The 17962-nt window shown below is 67.9% G+C and carries 14 protein-coding genes and 3 pseudogenes; 12 read left to right on the forward strand and 5 right to left on the reverse strand.

Features of this window, described 5'->3' with window-relative positions; translation table 11 throughout:
• Window positions 1-92: 92 nt before the first annotated feature.
• Complete coding sequence (locus GA0115254_RS38810; protein ID WP_093899951.1) at window positions 93-1235, forward strand: mandelate racemase/muconate lactonizing enzyme family protein; 1143 nt, start codon at window positions 93-95, stop codon at window positions 1233-1235.
• 242 nt (window positions 1236-1477) lie between these two features.
• A complete protein-coding gene (locus GA0115254_RS38815) occupies window positions 1478-3628 on the forward strand; it encodes a DUF6351 family protein (RefSeq protein ID WP_256102999.1) in 2151 nt (716 codons plus the stop codon).
• 520 nt (window positions 3629-4148) lie between these two features.
• On the opposite strand, the gene GA0115254_RS38820 is transcribed toward GA0115254_RS38815, so the two are convergent.
• Both GA0115254_RS38820 and GA0115254_RS38825 read right to left on the reverse strand, forming a co-directional pair.
• A complete protein-coding gene (locus GA0115254_RS38820; RefSeq protein WP_093899952.1) occupies window positions 4149-7352 on the reverse strand; it encodes a glycosyl hydrolase family 95 catalytic domain-containing protein in 3204 nt (1067 codons plus the stop codon).
• Window positions 7353-7583: 231 nt separating this feature from the next.
• On the reverse strand, window positions 7584-8138 hold the full coding sequence (locus GA0115254_RS38825; RefSeq protein ID WP_218105615.1) for a DUF3995 domain-containing protein: 555 nt from the start codon (window positions 8136-8138) through the stop codon (window positions 7584-7586).
• A gap of 39 nt (window positions 8139-8177) precedes the next feature.
• On the opposite strand from GA0115254_RS38825, the pseudogene GA0115254_RS38830 reads away from it, so the two are divergent.
• The 3 genes and pseudogenes from GA0115254_RS38830 (at window position 8178) to GA0115254_RS47020 (ending at window position 10763) form a co-directional block, all read left to right on the forward strand.
• Window positions 8178-8563, forward strand: a pseudogene (locus GA0115254_RS38830) (hypothetical protein).
• Between the two features lie 181 nt (window positions 8564-8744).
• Window positions 8745-9164 (forward strand): hypothetical protein, encoded by a 420-nt coding sequence (locus GA0115254_RS38835; RefSeq protein WP_093899953.1) that lies wholly within the window; start codon window positions 8745-8747, stop codon window positions 9162-9164.
• Between the two features lie 306 nt (window positions 9165-9470).
• Window positions 9471-10763: a lipase gene (locus GA0115254_RS47020; protein ID WP_256103000.1), complete on the forward strand. Its 1293-nt coding sequence runs from the start codon at window positions 9471-9473 to the stop codon at window positions 10761-10763.
• On the opposite strand, the pseudogene GA0115254_RS38845 reads toward GA0115254_RS47020, so the two are convergent.
• Window positions 10750-11082, reverse strand: a pseudogene (locus tag GA0115254_RS38845) (acyltransferase family protein); the annotation flags it as partial. The gene GA0115254_RS47020 and the pseudogene GA0115254_RS38845 overlap by 14 nt on opposite strands.
• Before the next feature lie 439 nt (window positions 11083-11521).
• On the opposite strand from GA0115254_RS38845, the gene GA0115254_RS38850 reads away from it, so the two are divergent.
• The 3 genes from GA0115254_RS38850 to GA0115254_RS38865 all read left to right on the forward strand — a co-directional run bounded on the left by GA0115254_RS38850 (window position 11522) and on the right by GA0115254_RS38865 (window position 14517).
• Window positions 11522-11848, forward strand: a complete 327-nt coding sequence (locus GA0115254_RS38850; RefSeq protein ID WP_141720986.1) for a hypothetical protein — start codon at window positions 11522-11524, stop codon at window positions 11846-11848.
• Window positions 11849-12127: 279 nt separating this feature from the next.
• The gene (locus GA0115254_RS38855) at window positions 12128-13087 is read left to right on the forward strand and encodes a DUF5996 family protein (RefSeq protein WP_176740469.1); all 960 of its coding nucleotides are present in this window, start codon (window positions 12128-12130) and stop codon (window positions 13085-13087) included.
• A 692-nt stretch (window positions 13088-13779) separates the two neighbouring features.
• Window positions 13780-14517 carry a pyridoxamine 5'-phosphate oxidase family protein gene (locus GA0115254_RS38865; RefSeq protein ID WP_093899957.1) on the forward strand — a complete coding sequence of 246 codons (738 nt, stop codon included), beginning with the start codon at window positions 13780-13782 and terminating at the stop codon, window positions 14515-14517.
• Between the two features lie 500 nt (window positions 14518-15017).
• On the opposite strand, the gene GA0115254_RS38870 is transcribed toward GA0115254_RS38865, so the two are convergent.
• Complete coding sequence (locus GA0115254_RS38870; RefSeq protein ID WP_093899958.1) at window positions 15018-15482, reverse strand: SRPBCC family protein; 465 nt, start codon at window positions 15480-15482, stop codon at window positions 15018-15020.
• A gap of 55 nt (window positions 15483-15537) precedes the next feature.
• Here GA0115254_RS38870 and GA0115254_RS38875 point away from each other — a divergent pair, with 55 nt between their 5' ends.
• Window positions 15538-16137 (forward strand): TetR/AcrR family transcriptional regulator, encoded by a 600-nt coding sequence (locus tag GA0115254_RS38875; RefSeq protein WP_256103003.1) that lies wholly within the window; start codon window positions 15538-15540, stop codon window positions 16135-16137.
• 165 nt (window positions 16138-16302) lie between these two features.
• Here the strand turns inward: GA0115254_RS38875 and GA0115254_RS48065 are convergent, their stop codons facing one another.
• Window positions 16303-16557, reverse strand: coding sequence for a DUF6233 domain-containing protein (locus GA0115254_RS48065; RefSeq protein WP_370741020.1), 255 nt, complete (start codon window positions 16555-16557; stop codon window positions 16303-16305).
• Window positions 16558-16560: 3 nt separating this feature from the next.
• Between GA0115254_RS48065 and GA0115254_RS38880 the strand changes: the two are divergent.
• From GA0115254_RS38880 to GA0115254_RS44035, 3 genes and pseudogenes are all read left to right on the forward strand, one after another.
• A pseudogene (locus GA0115254_RS38880) lies at window positions 16561-16791 on the forward strand (hypothetical protein); the annotation flags it as partial.
• A gap of 79 nt (window positions 16792-16870) precedes the next feature.
• Window positions 16871-17638: a hypothetical protein gene (locus GA0115254_RS38885; RefSeq protein WP_256103001.1), complete on the forward strand. Its 768-nt coding sequence runs from the start codon at window positions 16871-16873 to the stop codon at window positions 17636-17638.
• An 85-nt stretch (window positions 17639-17723) separates the two neighbouring features.
• Window positions 17724-17962, forward strand: a 239-nt coding sequence (locus tag GA0115254_RS44035; protein ID WP_218105617.1) for a hypothetical protein, incomplete at its 3' end; no start/stop codon positions are given.

Raw genomic sequence — 17962 nt, forward strand, 5'->3', positions numbered from 1 at the left:
GCACGGGTCTTGTGCTTCGACTCGACTGCTGCCGATGATGTGTTCTCAAGAACGGTGCTGAAATTGCGGGAACGTTTTCATAGAGGAGTGGCATGAAGATCACCGGCCTGGAAGTGCTGACTCTCCCCGACCACGGCGACAGCATGATGCTGGTCGTGGTCGACACCGACGAGGGCATCCACGGCTTGGGCGAGGTCGGCATCAGGTCGCGCCAACGGGCGGTCGCGGGCGGTCTCGCGCACCTCGCGGAGCTGATCGTCGGCGAGGACCCGCGACGGATCGAGCACCTCTGGCAGGTGATGTTCCGGCGCGGGTTCTTTCCCGCCGACCGCATACTCGGCGCCGCCATCGCAGCGGTGGACGTGGCGCTTTGGGACATCCGCGGCAAGGCGCTCGGCGTACCGGTGCATGAACTTCTCGGGGGCCGGGTGCGTGATCACGTACCCGCCTATGTGCATGTCGGCGACGGCTACCACGACCGCGGGTGGTTCCTGGAACGCTGCCGCGACCTGGTCGCCGAGGGCTGGCGTCATCTGCGGTTCGCCTCTCCGCACGACGCCGACGGCACGCTCGACGCCCGCCGCTGCCTGCGCGACTCGGTCGACCTCTTCCACCAGGTGCGGGACGCGGTCGGCGACGAGGTGGAGCTGATCCTTGACGTCCATACGCGCCTGGATCCGCCGGAGGCGCTGACCCTGTGCCGGGAGATCGAGGCGGCCCGCCCGTACTTCGTCGAGGACCCGCTGCGCTGTGAGAACCCGGACAGCTACCGCATGCTGCGGACCCGTACCGGCATACCACTGGCCGCAGGTGAGCAGTACGGCTCCAAATGGGAGTTCAGAACACTCATCGAGGACGATCTCATCGATTACGCGCGCGTGGACGTCGGGGTGGCCGCGGGCCTGACCGAGGCGAAGAAGATCGCGGCGATGGCGGAGACCCACCACATCAAGCTCGCCACCCACAACCCGCTCGGCCCGGTCACGGCCGCTTCCTCGCTCCAGCTCAACCTGGCCTGCCCCAATGTGGCGATCCAGGAGCACCAGACCGACCCCGATCCGGCCATCGCCGACCTCTTCACCGCGCGGCCGACGATCCTGCCCGGGCGGGTGGAGCTGAGTGAACTGCCCGGCATCGGCGTCGACATCGACCGGGAGGCGGCGCGCCGGTACCAGGCCGCAGCGGCCGAGCGCCCGCACTTGCGCACGGCGGACGGGGCGTTCACCAACTGGTAGCCGGGCAGGGCCGGTCGGCCGCGCGGGCCCGCCCCCGCGGAATCGAAAGCCGCGTACAACCCTTGTGTCCCATCCGGTACCGAACAGGAGGCCGGACAAGAAGCGGGTCCCCTTCCGGTTACTGGCTGGGAAGCCGCACACCACGACAACGGGGCATCCGCATCACCGTCCCGGCGGGTCCACAGCCCGTGTCTGCACACTGAGCACGAATTCCGACTCCAGAAAGTGAGGCGAGTTCCGTCGTGTCGTTCAGAGGAGCCGCGAGGCCGGTCGAACTGGGCCTTGCCGGCATAGCGTTCATGGGCGTGCTGGTAGGCGCGTCGGCGACCCCGGCCGGCAGCCAGGAACGCGAGAAGCTGCAGGTGACGGCCGTGTCGTCGCGGCCCGGCACGGTGTCGGGAGACGACGCCCTGATCCGTGTGGAGGTGCCCGCCTCCATAGCGGCCGACAAAGTCCGGGTCGAGGTAGAGGGCCGGGACGTGACCTCGAGCTTCCGGCCGTCCGGCGACAACGCGCTGATGGGCGTGGTGAAGGAGCTGTCCAAGGGCGACAACAGGCTCACGGCCAGGGCTCAGGGCGCGGACGCCGGACAACTGACCCTGAAGAACCACCCCATCACGGGGCCGGTGTTCGCCGGGCCGCACGAGCAGCCGTTCGTCTGCGACACCGCCGAGTTCAAGACGGTCACCGGCGGCACCCTCGGGCAGCCGATCGACAAGGACTGCTCGGTCAAGACCCGGGTCGATTACATGTATCGCACCACGGCCGGCAAGTTCGTTCCGCTGCCCGACGAGAACGTCCTTCCCGCCGACCTGGCGACCGCCACGACGAGCGCGGGCAAGAAGGTGCCGTACATCGTCCGCGTCGAGACCGGCACCATCAACCGCGGCATCTACGAGACAGCCGTGCTGCACGACCCGAAGTCCGGCACCCCCGACCCGCTGCAGCGTGGGCCGGGTTGGAACGGGCGCCTCGTGTACGGCTTCGGCGGGGGCTGTAACGGCGGCTGGTACGTCCAGGGCCGCAACACCGTCGGCATCATGAACGACACGTATCTGAGCAAGGGCTATGGCGTCGCATCGTCCACGCTGAACGTCTTCGGCAACAACTGCAACGACCTGCTGGCCGCCGAGACCATGAGTATGGTCAAGGAACGCTTCGTGGAGACGTACGGCGACCCGGCCTTCACCATCGGAAACGGCTGCTCCGGCGGCTCGTACCAGACCCACCAGATCGCCGACAACTACCCGGGTCTGCTGGACGGCATCCTCTCCGGCTGCAGCTTCCCCGACGTCGGCTTCGGGACGATTCAGACGCTCAGCGACGCCCAGCTCCTGAACCACTACTTCAAGGACGTCGCGCCGGACGCTTTCACCAAGGACCAGCAGAAGGCGGTCTCCGGGTTCGGCAAGTGGGAGAGCATCGGCAGCCTGGCCAGGGCGGCCGGCCGTATCGACCCCACGGTGTTCTGTCCGCCCCAGCTGCCCGAGGGGCAGCGCTACGACCCCGAAACCAACCCGGACGGTGCCCGCTGTGACGTCTACAGCCACACCGTGAACGTCTACGGCGAGGTGCCGGAGACCGGGAAGGCGCGCAGGCCGCTCGACAACACCGGTATCCAGTACGGACTTGAGGCCCTGAACAAGGGGATCATCGACATGGACCAGTTCATCGACCTGAACCGGCGCATCGGCGGCCTCGACGACGACGCCAAGCCCGCCGCCGAGCGCACTGTCGCCGATCTCAAGGCGGTACGGACGGCCTACCGCACGGGCCGCATGCTGAACGGCGGTGGCGGTCTCGCCGACGTTCCGATCATCGACTACCGCGACTACACGGACGACGCGGCGGCCGGCGACATGCACATGCGCTTCCACTCCTTCTCCACCCGTGCGCGCTTGGACAAGGCCAACGGCACCCACGCCAACCAGGTCATGCTCACCCGCTCCAACGGGCACGGATTCACTCTCGCCGGGATGCTGTCCGACATGGACCAGTGGCTCACCGGCATCAAGGGAGACTCCGGCAACGACACTCCCATTGAGAAGATCGTCCGCCACCAGCCGCAGGGTCTCACGGACGCCTGCTGGACCCGTGGCATCGGTGCGAAGAAGATCGCGGAGCCCCAGGTCGAGGGCATCGACAACACCGAGTGCAACACCCTCTACCCGGTGTGGACATCGCCGCGGATGGTCGCCGGAGCCGATGTGGCCAACGACATCGTCAAGTGCCGCAAGCGTCCCGTGGTCCGCTCCGACTACCGAGTGCTGGTGACCGACGGCCAGTTCAAGGATCTGCAGGCGATCTTCCGAACCGGTGTCTGCGACTGGTCCCAGCCCGGGGCGGGTCAGCAGGGCCTCGCCGGTACATGGCTCTCCTTCGACCCGAAGTGACGGGATCGCGGCAGGTGAGCCAAAACGGGGGCGGGCGCAACCTCCCGCTGTGGTGCCATTGATGGTGATTTCCCGCGTTCGTCCAGGTCAGCACCTATTTCCGATCCGCTGAAGCAGCGTCACCCCACCTCTCCTCCCCTCCTTGTCGTCAGTGGGGGAGGAGAGCATCGGGGTGTGGGGGGAGGCCTGGCGGCTTTCCCTCGACGGACCGTGTCCAGCGCCCGGCCGGGGACCGGACGCGGCGGACGAGGGGAGCGCGGGTCGATGACGAAGGAGCCGAATAAGACCGACCGCCCGACACGATCAGCTTCGGGTTGAGGATGTCAGCGAGCAATGAGAGTCCGGGCACGAGGTTGTCGGCGATATGGTCGAGGGCGTGCACGGTGCGCGCATCTCCTACCGGCCGCCAGGATCCGTTGCAGAGACCGGCCATGCCGACGACCGGTGCCGCTCCGCTTTGGGCGGCGGGCGGCGGGCGGCCGTCGGCATGGCTGCTGCGTCAGCGAGCCGGTGCCCGCCGTCAGGGCTTGATCGGCTTCGCTTTCCTGTCGACGCCGTTCACCCGCACGGTGACGTTCCTCCGGTTCCGCGCCCGGTCGGCCACGATTTTGTAGGACGTGACCTTCCCGTTCCGCCACTCACAGCTGACTTCGTAGCCGCCACGGGCGCGGAGCCCGGTGAAGGAACCCTCCGCCTTCCATTCGTCGGGCAGGGCGGGCAGCAGGTGGATGACGTCGTCGTGGCTCTGCAGGAGCATCTCCGCCACGGCGCCCGAGATGCCGAAGTTGCCGTCCATCTGGAAAGGCGGGTGGTTGCAGAACATATTGGGCAGCGTGTTGTAGGTCAGCAGTCCACGGAGCATGATCTGGGCGCGATGCCCGTCACCGAGGCGAGCGAAGAGGGCCGCCCGCCAGGGCCAGGTCCACGAGCGGCGGCTGTCGCCCGACACTGTCGCGGCCGTGAACGGGACGCCTTCCTTCTCGCCGCACCGGGCCTTGAGCGAGACGAGGGCGGCGGCCGCGAAGTCGGGCGTCTTCGGGGTGATCTGGCGGCCCGGGTAGACCGCGAAGAGATGCGAGGTGTGGCGGTGGATGTCGTTCGGGTCGTCGCGGTCGGTCTGCCACTCCTGCAGCTGCCCCCACTGGCCGATCTTGTTGGGCGCGAGCCGCTTCTGCATGTCGGCGACGGTGGCCCGGTATTCGGGGTCGACGTCGAGCACCGCCGCGCAGTCGAGGTAGTTTCGGAAGAGGTCCCAGATGATCTGCTGGTCGTACATCACGCCGTCTTCACGCGGGCCGTGCTCGGGTGACCATCCGTTGGGGGACACGAGCTGGCCGGCCGCGTCCTCGACGAGCCGGTCCTCCCAGAACTGACAGATCTCCTTGATCATCGGGTAGGCGACGGTACGGAGGTAGACCCGGTCCTGGGTGAATGCCCAGTGCTCGTACAAGTGCTGCGCGTACCAGGCGCTGGCGACGGTGTTCCACTCCCACGCGTTGCCGCCGAAGATGCTCTGGCTGGTGCGGGCGGTCCAGCCGCGTGTGTTCTTGCCGAAGGCGTTGCGGGTCGCCACGCGGCTGGGCACTGCCACTTGCTCGATGAACCGGACGAGTGGCTCGTGGCACTCCGACAAGTTCGTCGTCTCGGCTCCCCAGTAGTTCATCTGGACATTGATGTTGGTGTGATAGTCGGAGGCCCACGCCGGCTGGTTGCTGTCGTTCCAGAGGCCCTGGAGATTGGCGGGCAGGCCGTTCGGGCGGGAGGAACTGATCAGCAGGTATCGGCTGTAGTCGAACATCGTCTGCTCGAGTGTCGGGTCCTCCCCGCCCGCCGCGTAACGTGCCAGCCTGGCGTCGGTCGGCAGAGCGACGACGGCGGCGGAGGAGGTGCCCCAGGCGACCGAGACGCGGTTCATGAGGGCGCGCATCTCGGTGGTGTGCTCGTCGCGCAGCCGGCCGTAGGACCGGGCGGCCGCCTTGTCGAGCGCCCTGACGACGACCGGTTCCGGATCGGCTCCGCGCCATCCCGCTGCGGCGTCGAGCTTGTAGTCGGTGCGGGCGTCGAGGAGCAGGGTCAGGGTCGTGCAGCCGCTGAACCGGAGCATCGACCCGTCGGCGCGCACATCGCCGTCGGTGTGCACAGCCTGGACGGTGCACGCGTGCTTGAGGCCGTTGCCCATGACACCGCTGAAGGCGATTCGCCCGGCGTCGGCGTCGACAGCCGTCGGGGCCTTGTCCTGTCCGGACGTCAGCGAGATCGTTCCGGAGAGTCCCCGGGCGCTGTCCGACGTGTACCGGAAGACCATGACGTCCGCAGACCGGCTGGCGAAGGCCTCCCGCACGACGCGCCGTCCGGGCGCGCCGAAGCGTGTGATGTGGACACCGTCGACGAAGTCGAGGGTGCGCTGGTAGTCGACGACCGTGGGCTGCGTGCGCGTGTTGAAGCCCGTGCCTTCCAGTGCGATCTCCGCGATCTGGAAGCCCGTGGAGGACGCGCCGGGGGTCAGGTTGAGCCGGTAGATGCGGTAGGCCGTGCTGTTGGATATCCGGAAGGTTCGGGTCTCGCCGCGGCTGGCGAAGGGCGCCCCGGGGTTTTGCGTGTCGAGGGTCACCCAGGCACTTCCGTCCTGCGACGCCTCGAGCGCCCAACGCCGGGGGTCGTCCTGCGGACGGTCCGGGGCCGCTGTCAGCGCGTACGAGGTGACGACGACCGCGCGGGGCAGGTCGGCCTGCCAGACGACTGCCGGTGCGGCGGCGTCGACCCGCCAGACAGTGGCCGGATCGCCGTCCACCGAACTTGAGATGCTTCTGGCCCGGGACCTGGTCCCGGCACCGGATCCCTCGGAGTGTCCGCTCGGTGACGACAGGTACATCGAACCGCCCCCGCCGAGGTCAACGCCGGACAGACCGATCTCGCTCACCTGAAAGTGGCTGACCCCTGCCTTGGGGACGAAGTCGAACTGGTAGAAGCGGTAGGCTGCAGTGTCGGCGCAGGTGAATTCCTTGGTCTGGGAACGGTTCTCGAAGGGTGCCGCCAGAGCGCGGCTGTCCAGCGTGGTCCAGGTGGCGCCGTCGGCGGAACCGCGGAACGTCCACTCCTGCGGGTCGCGCTGCGGCACGTCGTTGGCACTCGTCAGACGGTAGGACGCGACCGCGACGGGGGCGGGGAGTTCGACCTGCCACTGCACCTTCGAGCCAGGCGCCTCGATGCACCACTTGGTGCTCGAGATACCGTCGTACGTCTTGTCGACGCCTTCCGTCGAGGAGGTACGGTAAGGCCCACCCGGTGCCGTGACCTTCGAACCGGATGCGAAGGTGACGACGACGTCACCGAAGTTCCGGTACGAGCCGAAGCCGGTCATGCCGGTGTCGAAAGCGCTGTCCGGCTTGCCCGCGAGGGCGTTGTCGTAATTGTTGACACCGCCCCACAGACTCTGCTCGTTGAACTGGATGCGCTCCTCGTAGGGATCGGCGAAGAGCATGGCACCGAGTCGGCCGTTGCCGATCGGAAGGGCCTGCGACTGCCAGTCCATGGCAGGAACGGAATACTTCAGCGCCTTGCGCGACAGGGTCGGCCACTGGACGGCCGCCGGCCCGCCGGTTCCTGCGGCGACAGCCTGTCCCGCAGGGGTTCCGCCGGTCAGCTCAGCGATCAGAGGTGCAAGGGCGAGGGCACCGCCGAACTTGAGGATGCTTCGGCGCTGCGGTTGGGATTCATTGATCACGGTGAGGTCTCCTGGGCTATTCATCGGCTCTTTCGTGGAGGGGGTGACGTGAACATTGGCATCCATCGGGCTTTGGTCATCTTCGCCAGAGAATAGATCGGACGTCTAGACGTCTGCGTCATCGAATCGCCTGGGAGCGGTCAGCAGGTGTCCAGTTCGTCGTTCACGCCACGATCTCGGACACCCCGTTCGCATTTCCCAACGCACCGTCAAGCGATGCCGCTACTCGGGCTATCCGTGCGTCCGAGACCTCCGTGCGGCCAAACCAAAGACGAGACCACCGACCAGGAACCAGGGATTCCACAGCAGCAACGTCCACAGCCGCTGTTCCGGGCTTACGTCTATTTCCGAGCCCGCAGCGTCCGTCAGCAGCAGCACCTCGACGGCGATGCCACGTATGAGCAGCACAGCACAGGCACACCACCCCAGGGACTTGAGCACCCGTCCTGCCAGGCCACGAGGCCGCGGCCTGGCGAGAAGCCATCCCAGCACACCGCCGACAAGGCACAGCAATCCCACGCCCCACAAGCCCACCACCACGAACCACCCGGGGCGTTCCTCGGCCAAGGGCCCCGCCGAGACACTGAGGCCCCAACTGCCGCCCAGCGCCCAGTAAAAATGGAGCACGGCGAAAGCGACCGCCCAGGCACACGCTATGCGTCCCCACAACCCCAGCGTTGTCTTGTCATGCGGATCTTCATACATGGCGAGGAGCATGCCACTGCTGCGGCACATCGCCACCAGCGTCGCGAGAGAAACCAGCACGCCCACCTTCCAATCGGCCACAACGTGCGACCGAACACATCGGACTTGATCGTCTAGCCTTTGGAGGCGCCCCTGTACCCTGAGTTCCCGATCGGCCCGTCCACCCCGGACAAGGCCCAGCCCGTGTACTGGGTCGACCCCCGGCACCTGGCCGGTGACGACGGACGTCTCTACGACGCCGTCGCCGACACGCCCGCCGGCCTTGCCTGGACGACTGGTTCCGCGACATCGACCAGCCCCATGCGGGAGCGACGGACCCGACCTTCACCCCGCACATCAGCCTCGGTCAGGTGCCACCCCTCATCCTCGAGGACGCCGACCCGCGGGCCCTGACGGCTGAGGCCGACGAGGCGGGGCCGGGCGGGTGGCAGGCGTGGGCCGCGTCCCTCGGTGCCAGCGTGCCGCACGACCTCGTCGCGGGCTTCGCCAACGCGCTCCACACGTGAAGCTCGGCCATCCCGCTTCGGGGTGGCCGAGCTTCATGCGTTCTGGGCTGCTGTCCCCCGCGACGGGTGAACGTGCCTCTCCACACGGGGCGCGGAATCCCGAACACCGGCGCGGGCCGCTCCGGGGGCAGCAATCTGGCACCGCAACCGCACGTCGCGTCGCGTCGAAGGAGATGCCGGAGTGACCGAAGTTCGTTGCCCACTGACCCAGGGCCTGCCAGCCGATGGTTCCGTTCTGGACGGAGTGGGCCTCGTCCGCGCGGACAACCTCGCCGACGGGCTTGCTGTCCGCGATGTGTCCCAGGATCGAGAGCAGGTCGTCGTCGGCGAAGCGCCCGGCCGTGGCCGCCAGGCCGAGGGCCTGATCGACTCTGCCGTTGCCCAGGACGGTGGCCAGCTCGACCGCGCGGGCCACCTTGGCGCGGATACGGACCGCCCCGACGGGTCCGGCCTCCTTGAGCCAGCGCCCGGCCCCGGGGCCGATGCCCACGGTCGCGATCCCCGCTTCCGAGCGGGGCCGCAGCCTCGGCTGGTTGAGGCTGCGGCCGTCCGGGTGGTCGGGGTAGTGCGCGTCGACGATCTGCGGAGCACCCGGATCTGAAGCGCGATCTGCGGCTGCCCGGTGGCATCCACCGCGATTCGGCTTTTCCGTACGCCGGCCCAGAGGCGGGCACGGGGCTAAGGGGTGTCGAGTCCACACACCTCGATGTCCAGCCGTGCGGGGCGGGCGCGGTCCGCAGCGGCGGGTGAGCGGCACCTCCGGACACAACGTGACGGTGGCCGCCTTCGGGCGGTATCGCGAACTGGGGCAGCCACCAGGAGGCCCCGGGGGGCCTGCACCAGTGCGTCGAAGGTTGCGGCGCGTGAGGCTGAACGGGCATTCGGCGAGCCACTTTTGGGGGAACTCATGGCCATCTCCGCCTCTTCATCGTTGCGCAGCGGAACCCGGTACCGCGGCGGTCTCAAAATGGCAGCGGTCTGCTTCGGCCTGCTGCTGATCGGGCCGGCCGTCGCCACCGCCGCTACTTCGACCGCCGCCCATGCCCAGGCGCAGCACGAGGAGCGCAGCCGGGGGATGCTGGTCTCCGCCGAGAAGCTGTACACGCTCGCAACCCCGCGGGCCGTGGCCGCCGAGCTGGGCGCGGCCGGGTTCGGAGACGACACCGTCCGGCACGGCGTGGTCGCGTACCGGCTGGTCTATCGCACCGTCGATGCGTACGGGCGGCCCACCACCGCGAGCGGGCTGTTCGTGCTGCCGCTCAACAGCGAGGGCCGGTTGCGGGCGGTCTCCTTCGCGCACGGCACCGGCAGTCACAAGGACGATTCTCCGTCCATGCAGCGCGGCGAGTTCGTGTCCGCGCCGGTGATCGCGCACGCGGCGGCCGGTGCCGCAGGCGTCGCTCCCGACTATCTGGGGATGGGCAAGGGACCCGGTCTACACCCCTGGATGGACATCGGCTCCGAGACCACTGCATCCCTGGACATGCTGCGGGCGGCCCGCGCCTTCGCGCCCCGCACCGGACATGTGCTGGAGCGCGAGGTCATGGTCACCGGCTTTTCGCAGGGCGCCTCGGCGACGCTGGGGCTCGGCCGGGCTCTGGAGGCGGGTGAGGACCGCTGGTTCAGACTGGGCGCCCTGGCACCGGTCAGCGGCGCGTACGACTTCGGTGGCGCGGAGTTGCCCGCGCTGCTTGAGGGCAGGCTGGAACCCAAGTCCAGTGTGCTTTACGCGGCGTACGCCCTGGTGGCGTTCAACCGGCTCCACCACATCTACGACAGCCCCGGCGAGGTCTTCCAAGCCCCCTATGACAGTACCGTCGAGGCGCTCTTCGACGGCACCCATACGGGGGAGCAGCTGATGCGGGGCACCCCAGGCGCTCTGGACGAGCTGCTGACCGAGCACGGCCGCGAGATGCTCGCACATCCGACGGGGCCACTGGCGGCGGCGCTGCGCACAACCGACGCCGTATGCACCGACTGGGCCCCCCGTGCCCCGGTCCGGCTCTACATGGCGACCGGGGACGAGCAGGCCGTCACCGCCAACACCGAGCACTGCCAGGCAGCTCTGATCAGAAATGGCGTGGGCGCTCCAGTCGTCGATCTCGGCGATGTCGACTACCACGGATCCCGTCACCTGGGGTCCAATGTCGCGGCCGCGTCGGCGATCGTGCGCTGGTTCGGTGAGTTGCGCAAGCAGTGACTGGAACGATGACCAGGGACGACGCGGGAAGCAGCCGCAGTGCCCGGCGGGCGTAGAAGGAACGGACCGACACCCGGCCGGTGGTGGCGAGTTCGCGCAGCAGCAGCGACGTGATGAGGAAGCCGGAAATCACGAAGAAGACATCGACACCGATATAACCGCCGCTGACCTGGGACACGCCGGCGTGGGAGAGCACCACCAGCCCGACGGCCACCGCGCGCAGCCCCTGGATGTCGAGCCGCAGGGCGTGGCCTTTGGGCGGTGCGGATCTGCCGCTCGCCGGGACGGTACATATCTTGGCGGACGTGATGCTCGACATCAGGTGACTCCTCGGGGTGACTGACATGTTTCGGCTAAGAAGATTGGTCCGACCGCCGCACGGGGTTCCGCTGTTGTCGCCGCAACTTCGCCTCAGCCGCGAAGGTTCAACCGTGTGAAACCATCGGTTCACCCCCATTCAGCCCGGTGACAAGAGACATCGAGCCCTTTGAGCGTTGCCAGTCCAGCGTGAGGACCGCCGCAGTAATGGAGGACATTCGATTCGGACTACACCGGGCCCTGCGGAACTCCTTGACTCACGTGCAACCCCGGGGATGGTCCAGGAGCGGGGCTCCGTCCGCAGCGGTAGCTGCGGACAGGCCATCCACTACGACGAGGCCATCCTCGTCCTGCGCAACCACGCGGTCGCCGGACCGTACCAGAATCGGTCCAACTGGTTGCACGGCGAGTGCAAACCCATCAAGTTCCCCACCTCGAGCATGAACATCAACGAGGACACCGACTGGGCGAACCGGCACATCAGTGTCGGCCCGGCGGCGACGCGAGCCGGTGCTCACCGATGCCATCGCCGCGGCGATCACCAACCACCCCGCGTTCGTCGTCGCCACTCTGGACTCGGCAATGCGGGCGTCTCGGTCAAGGCTCTCAGAGACGGCCACGGCGTGGATCTGCGGGCCGGAACAAGGGTCGGCGAGATCACGAAAGTTGCCGGTCAGCCAAAAAAGGTCTGCCCCCAGGGGGTACAGCTGGCCGACGGGGCGGTAACTCTGGCCGACGATGTTCTGGTCACCATCGGCCACGTATAACGTTCCAGGGCCGCCGTGTCATGGCGAGTGACTTGCCCGCGGTCACCGTACTGTTCTCCTGCTGGAAGGACGGTGCGAGCCTCGCCACGGCCCCGAGCGATGCCTCGGGACGTACACACTCGTCCGCCAGGCCGGTGCAACAGTCTGGCGAAGCTGGGGCAGCCCGATCCGGGGAACGCCGGGGAGGATGACAAGCAGCCCCGTCAATGAGGCGGGACGTGCCAGGACTACCGGACGGTGCGGGTCCGTTCAGCAAGCTCAGAGGGAAGGGTGATGACCGTGGAGCTGTTCCTGCCGATCCCGCTCGCCGAGTGGCGTGACACCAAGGAGACGCTCCATCGCTTCGCGCAGATCGTCGGGAAGATCCGTCTCGCCGCCAGCGCCCGGCGCAACCACTGGTGGAATGTCCCGTTCCACCTCACTGGGCGCGGTATCACGACGCGCCCGATGGGGCAGGTCGACGGCAACCCGATCTTCACGATGGACTTCGACTTCGTTGCGCATCGGCTGGTCGTCTCGACGCTGGACGGCCGGGAGATCTCCTTTCCGCTCGTCGGTCAGTCCGTTGCTTCCTTCCACGACGCGGTCATGGAGTCGCTGGCAACGTTGGGCATCCGGGTGCGGCTAGACGTGCCCAGGCCCTTCGACCTGCCCGACTCCGGCCGGCCGTTCGCCGAGGACACCGAGCATGCGACGTACGAGCCCGCGCAGGCCAACCGCTACTGGCGGGTCCTCAGCCAGGTGGCGTCGGTGCTGGAGGAATTCGCCGCGGGGTATTCGGGGAAGGTGAGCCCGGTGCACCACTTCTGGCACACCTTCGACATCGCGCACACCCGGTTCTCCGAGCGTCACATCGAGCAGCCTCAGCAGCCGGACCCTGTCACCCGGGAGGCGTACTCCCGGGAGGTGATCAGCTTTGGCTTCTGGTTCGGGGACGACACCTTCCCCGCGCCCGCGTTCTACTCCTACACCGCGCCGGAGCCGGCCCACCTGGCCGAGGAGCCGCTCGAGCCCGCGGCGGCGCACTGGGTCGCCCGGAGCGACAGCCACCTGGCCGTACTGCCGTACGACGAGGTCCGTGCCGAGGCCGACCCGCGTGCCGCCGTACTCGCCTTCTACGAGAGCGCGTACCGGGCCGGCGCCCGGCGCGCCGGATGGCCGATCGACCCGCTCGCATGCCCGGGCGGGGTGACGGACCCGCAACTGCGATCCCACAAACCCCACCCGACTTCCGGCTGAGGCCCCACAGCAACCGCGAACCCCATGTCGGCATGGCCACCCAGCCACCGCCCCGGTCAGATGTCGGTGCGCGCCAGCTCGCCCAGCCTGCTGCGACACACGAGGTTTCTCACTACCTCGCTACCTCGAAGTGATCGGAGCGGGGTATCTAATTGTTGTTTGTCATGATTTTCCGTCAGAGGTCCCGTCATGCTTGCGTCTTGTCGCGTGAGGGGTGCGGGGCGCTTTGCTGTGAGGAGAGGTGAACCCGCGGATGGGAGCTCGTACTCGTGGGCAGGGCGATTTGTCGCGGTATCGGGGAACCCGGGGGGGCAATTGCTCCGATTCTGGGGGATAGACCAGTGGGTTCGCGGTCAACTCATGGGCCGGCCCTGCGGGGGGCCGGCCGAGTTGGTCGGGGAGGAGTGGCTGCAGCACGCCGTACTCGTACTGGCTGACCTTGATTCCGGCTGGTCGTGTGTCTGGTTGCGGAAGATGAGACCTGCCCGCTTGGCCCAGGTGAACAGCGAGCAGCCGGTGATGTCCTGCGAACGGGAGTACGGGCCCCGCGCGTTCCTCAACCCCTGGCCGCGGCCGGGGGTGCGACGCCAGGCCGTTACCGGGCAACAGTATCCGTTGTGAAACACGTAACTCCCAACGAATACCGTCAGATCGATGGCTTGAAATCGCCAACATCGATAGCGTCTGCCAGCATGACTGAGAAGACACTGGGCAACCTCCTGCCCGTCACGGAGCGCACCCGCCATCGACGCCTGCGGGAGCAGGGCAGCCGGAGCCTGGCGGATCTCGACGCCATCCTGGACACGGGGTTCCTGTGTCATCTCGGCGTGGTCGTCGACGGCGCCCCGATGGTGGTCCCGACCGTGTACGGAGCGGATGAGAGCACAGTCTATTTTCATGGCTCGGTGGCAAGCCGGAGCCTGCTCGCCGCGCCGAACGCGTCGGTGTGCCTGACCGTCACGCACGTCGACGGCCTCGTCCTGGCGCGCTCGGTGTTCGAGCACGGGGTCAACTACCGCAGCGCGATGATCTACGGCATACCGCGAGCCGTGACCGACCCCGAGGAGAAGCTCTACGGCTTGCGCTGCCTCACCGAGCACGTCGCCGCGGGCCAGTGGGGCTACGCACGCCTCCCCAACCGCAAGGAACTCGCGGCGACCGCACTGCTGGCACTCCCTCTCGACGAGGCCTCCGTCAAGGTGCGCACCGGCCCGCCGGACGACGGCGACGGACCCGACGCCGAACTGGGCCTATGGGCGGGCGTTCTCCCCATGCGTACGGAATGGGGAGAACCGGAACCGGACCCGGCGCTCTCGGAGCACGTCACCGTACCGCCCCACATCGTCCATCTCGCCACTCAAGCCGTCCCGCTCGTCAGCCGCCGCACTTCACCGCAACATCGGATCCATGAACGAGGAACGTCAACATGAGATTCGACAACCACCGCGTCGTCATCACCGCCGTCGGCCGCGACTTCGGGTGAACCCTGGCCATCCGGCTTGCGGATCTTGGTGCGAGGTCTTCGTCTCCGCACGCAGTCTCGCTGCTGCTGAGAGCGTCCGCGATGAGATTCGCTCCTGCTCAACTCGGACAGGCCGGATCTGGTGACCGTGGTCTCCGCCTGAGGGACGGCTGGCCATCACCGCGCGGACGCCAACGACACCTTCTGCGCGGCTAAGCCTTGATCCACCGAGGTGGTTCGAGAGTGGTCTTCTGATCGGCTTCGGGTCGGGTGGCCGGGTGAGGGCACGTTGTGTCCACTGGTCTGCCCAGCATTTCCGCCCGCCGCCATGCCGGCCACGATGCTGCTGACCTTGGCGTCCGCCGACGCCCCTGCGCCGTTCGTCGCCCCGTTCAGCTTCACCTTCTGGGCAGGGACGTCGTGGGCCTCGGATCCTGCGTCGGACAGAAGAGCCGACATGTACCGAGGTCAGGATGCGGCAGCGGACACGTGGCGAGCCAACTCGGTGGCGAAGCGTCGCATGACCGTGCGGTTGGCGCGTCGTATCGTGGCCCGGACGACGAGTCCCAGCAAACGGTCGGCAAGCGGGGTGCGCGTCCAGGCGTACGTGAACGCCACGTGACTCCCACCGGTCCGCAGCGGTTCGATGGTGTAGGTGCCGTGGGCCAGGCGTCGGCCGGCCGCGCTGACGTTCCGTTCGACGATGCGCCGCGGCGGGTCGGCCTCGACGACCTCGATGGTGACGTCGGTCTTCGTGCCGCCCACCGCAGCTGTGACTGTGGCGCACGATCCGATGCCGTGGCCGGGGCCGCTGTAGCGCCATCCGGTCAGGTAGTGGTTGGTGAATCGCTCGTGGTGAGCCATGACATCGAGGAAGTCGTAGACCTGCTCGGGCGTCTGCAGTACGTCGATCGACACGGTGACAGACTTCATGTACCACACGGTACACAGGGCATGTACCAATTGGTACGCTCGTGACGTGGTGCATATGGACGGCTCGCATCCTGAAGGCGAGATGGCGCCCGGCACGGACGGGGACCGGCGCGCTCAATTGGTGAACGCGGCCGTCGACTACGTCGCGGCACACGGCATGGCCGACCTGAGCCTGCGCGGTCTGGGCGCCGCGATCGGCGTCAGTCACCGCATGTTGATCCACTATTTTGGCTCCAAGGAACACCTGCTCATCGAGGTCGTCCGGACGTCGGAGCAGCGCCAGCGCGATCTGCTGTCCCGGCTCAGCCTGGACCCCGGTCTCTCGCCCGCCGATGCTGCGCGGCTCCTCTGGCAGCAGTTGACGGACCCTCGACTGGCCGGCCAAGAGCGGCTCTTCTTCGAAATCTATGGGCACGCGCTGCGGGGCCGTCCCGAGGCTGCCCCGGTCCTCGACGGGCTCGTGAACGACTGGCTGGAGCCACTCGTGGCCGCCGAGGTTGCCGCAGGGGCGGACCCTGCCGTGGCCCGGAACCGCGCCAGGCTGGGACTCGCCACCGTCCGCGGTCTGCTGCTCGACCTGCTCGCCACCGGTGACCGCGTCGGCGTCAACGCGGCGATGGAGGACTTCCTCCGGCTGTATTACGGCTCGAAGTGACGGAGTCGTTGATCAGGCCAAGCGGCTGGGCCGGACGGCGACCGCTGTTCGAACAGCGGTCGCCGAGGCAGACGTACGCCTCGACCTGCTTCGCAGGTTTTCCAAGACACATTCGAAGTGTCCGGAGAACCGTCAAATTTGGGCTCGTACCACCAGCGGGGCCCCTCAGGCAGGGTTGGGACGCCCTTGGCCAGCGCCACTTTGATCGGGAACTCCAAGAACCGACCCTGCGAGCCCCGCACCACCGGAGCGCGCCGGGCGGTCCGTACGGCCTACGCCTGCTCGAGCCCCCGTCTGCGGGGTACAGATCTGACACGGCTCGATGTCCGGCTCCGCCAGGGCGGTGATCGCCTCTTCGTGGTTGATGTACCCGGGCTCGCTCTTGTACATGCCGCACCCGCCGTGATGCAGCATCGCCATCTCACCCGCTTCAACGAACTCCTCGCGAAGGCGGTCGCCGAGCTCGACACCCCTCGGTCGATCCTGCTGCTCGCCTCCCGTCGCGCCGGCTGGGACCTCCACCGCGACACGTAAGACGGCACGCACCCGGACACCTCCGGCGAGCACAGGCTCGCGGCCGCCTTCGCCGACGCGATGCACCAGGCGTGGGGTTCGGGCGGCCCGTACACCGCTGAGGCCGAGCCGCACGGGTGACGTATCTTCACGTCACCTGCCAAGTCTGCGGCCGGGGGATTCACACGGCCGGGGGCCGGCTCGACACATTGGGGATTCATTGCGCGCAACATCCATAGGCGCCGTACTCACCGGCGCCCTGGTCCTCTCCGCTTCCGCCGTCACCGCTCCAGCCGCGTACGCCGCGGAGACCGGTGTGGTGATCCAGAAGGTGTCCGTGAACGGCGGTAAGCCCATCGTCCTCGGCACCTCCCAGGCCGAGTCGTTCACCATCTCGGTGACGGCTTCGGACGACTCGGGGATCAGCAGCAAGCTCGCGTTCTTCCAGATCAAGCGCGAGGGCGGGGACAACTACTGGTCGTACCACGGCACCCCGACGTGCACTGCGAGCAGCGCCACCACCTCCACCTGCAAGCTCACCTTCAAGCTCGACTCGGGCTGGGGCGTGCCCCGCAACACCCTCGCGGGTCCGTGGAAGGTGGTCGTCCAGCTCCAGTCCAAGGACGGCGATCTCTACAACAACGGCGGCGACATCACCCACCCGGTCCTGCGCCGCGGCAAGCTCAGTGTCGATGCCGGGCCCGAGCCGGTGACCAAAGGCAAGTCGCTCAAGGTCACGGGCAAGCTGACCCGCGCCAACTGGGACAAGCGCACCTACGCGGGCTACACCAACCAGCCCGTGAAGCTGCAGTTCCGCAAGGCGGGCACCAGCACCTACACGACCGTCAAGACGGTCAGGACCAACTCGACGGGGAACCTGTCGACGACGGTCACGGCCTCGGCCGACGGCTACTGGCGCTGGGCCTTCGCGGGCACCTCCACCACGTCGGCGGTCAACGCCGCAGGCGACTACGTCGACGTGCGCTGACAATCCGGCACCGGCCGGTCCGCTCGGCCCGCCCCGGGCCGGGCGGACCGGCCGGGCCATCTTGCGTCTCAGTCTGGGGCCCGGGATGCCTGACAGGGCGCCGCATGTGAAGCCGGCGCCCGCGCCGACGGCCCAGGCCCCGTCGGCACCTGGCGAGGCAGACGTGCTGGCCACCGACCCTCCCGGGATCTGGGCAACGGCGCTCGAAGCACAGCTCGCGCCGCTCACCGCCGACGGCATCGTGCTCGCCCTCACCTGGAACAGCGACCGCCTCGACTGCGCCCGCACCCACCCCGGTCGCCGGCGGCGCGCTCACCCTCCGCC

It is taken from the genome of Streptomyces sp. Ncost-T10-10d (genome assembly GCF_900091955.1).
Taxonomy (GTDB): Bacteria; Actinomycetota; Actinomycetes; order Streptomycetales; family Streptomycetaceae; genus Streptomyces.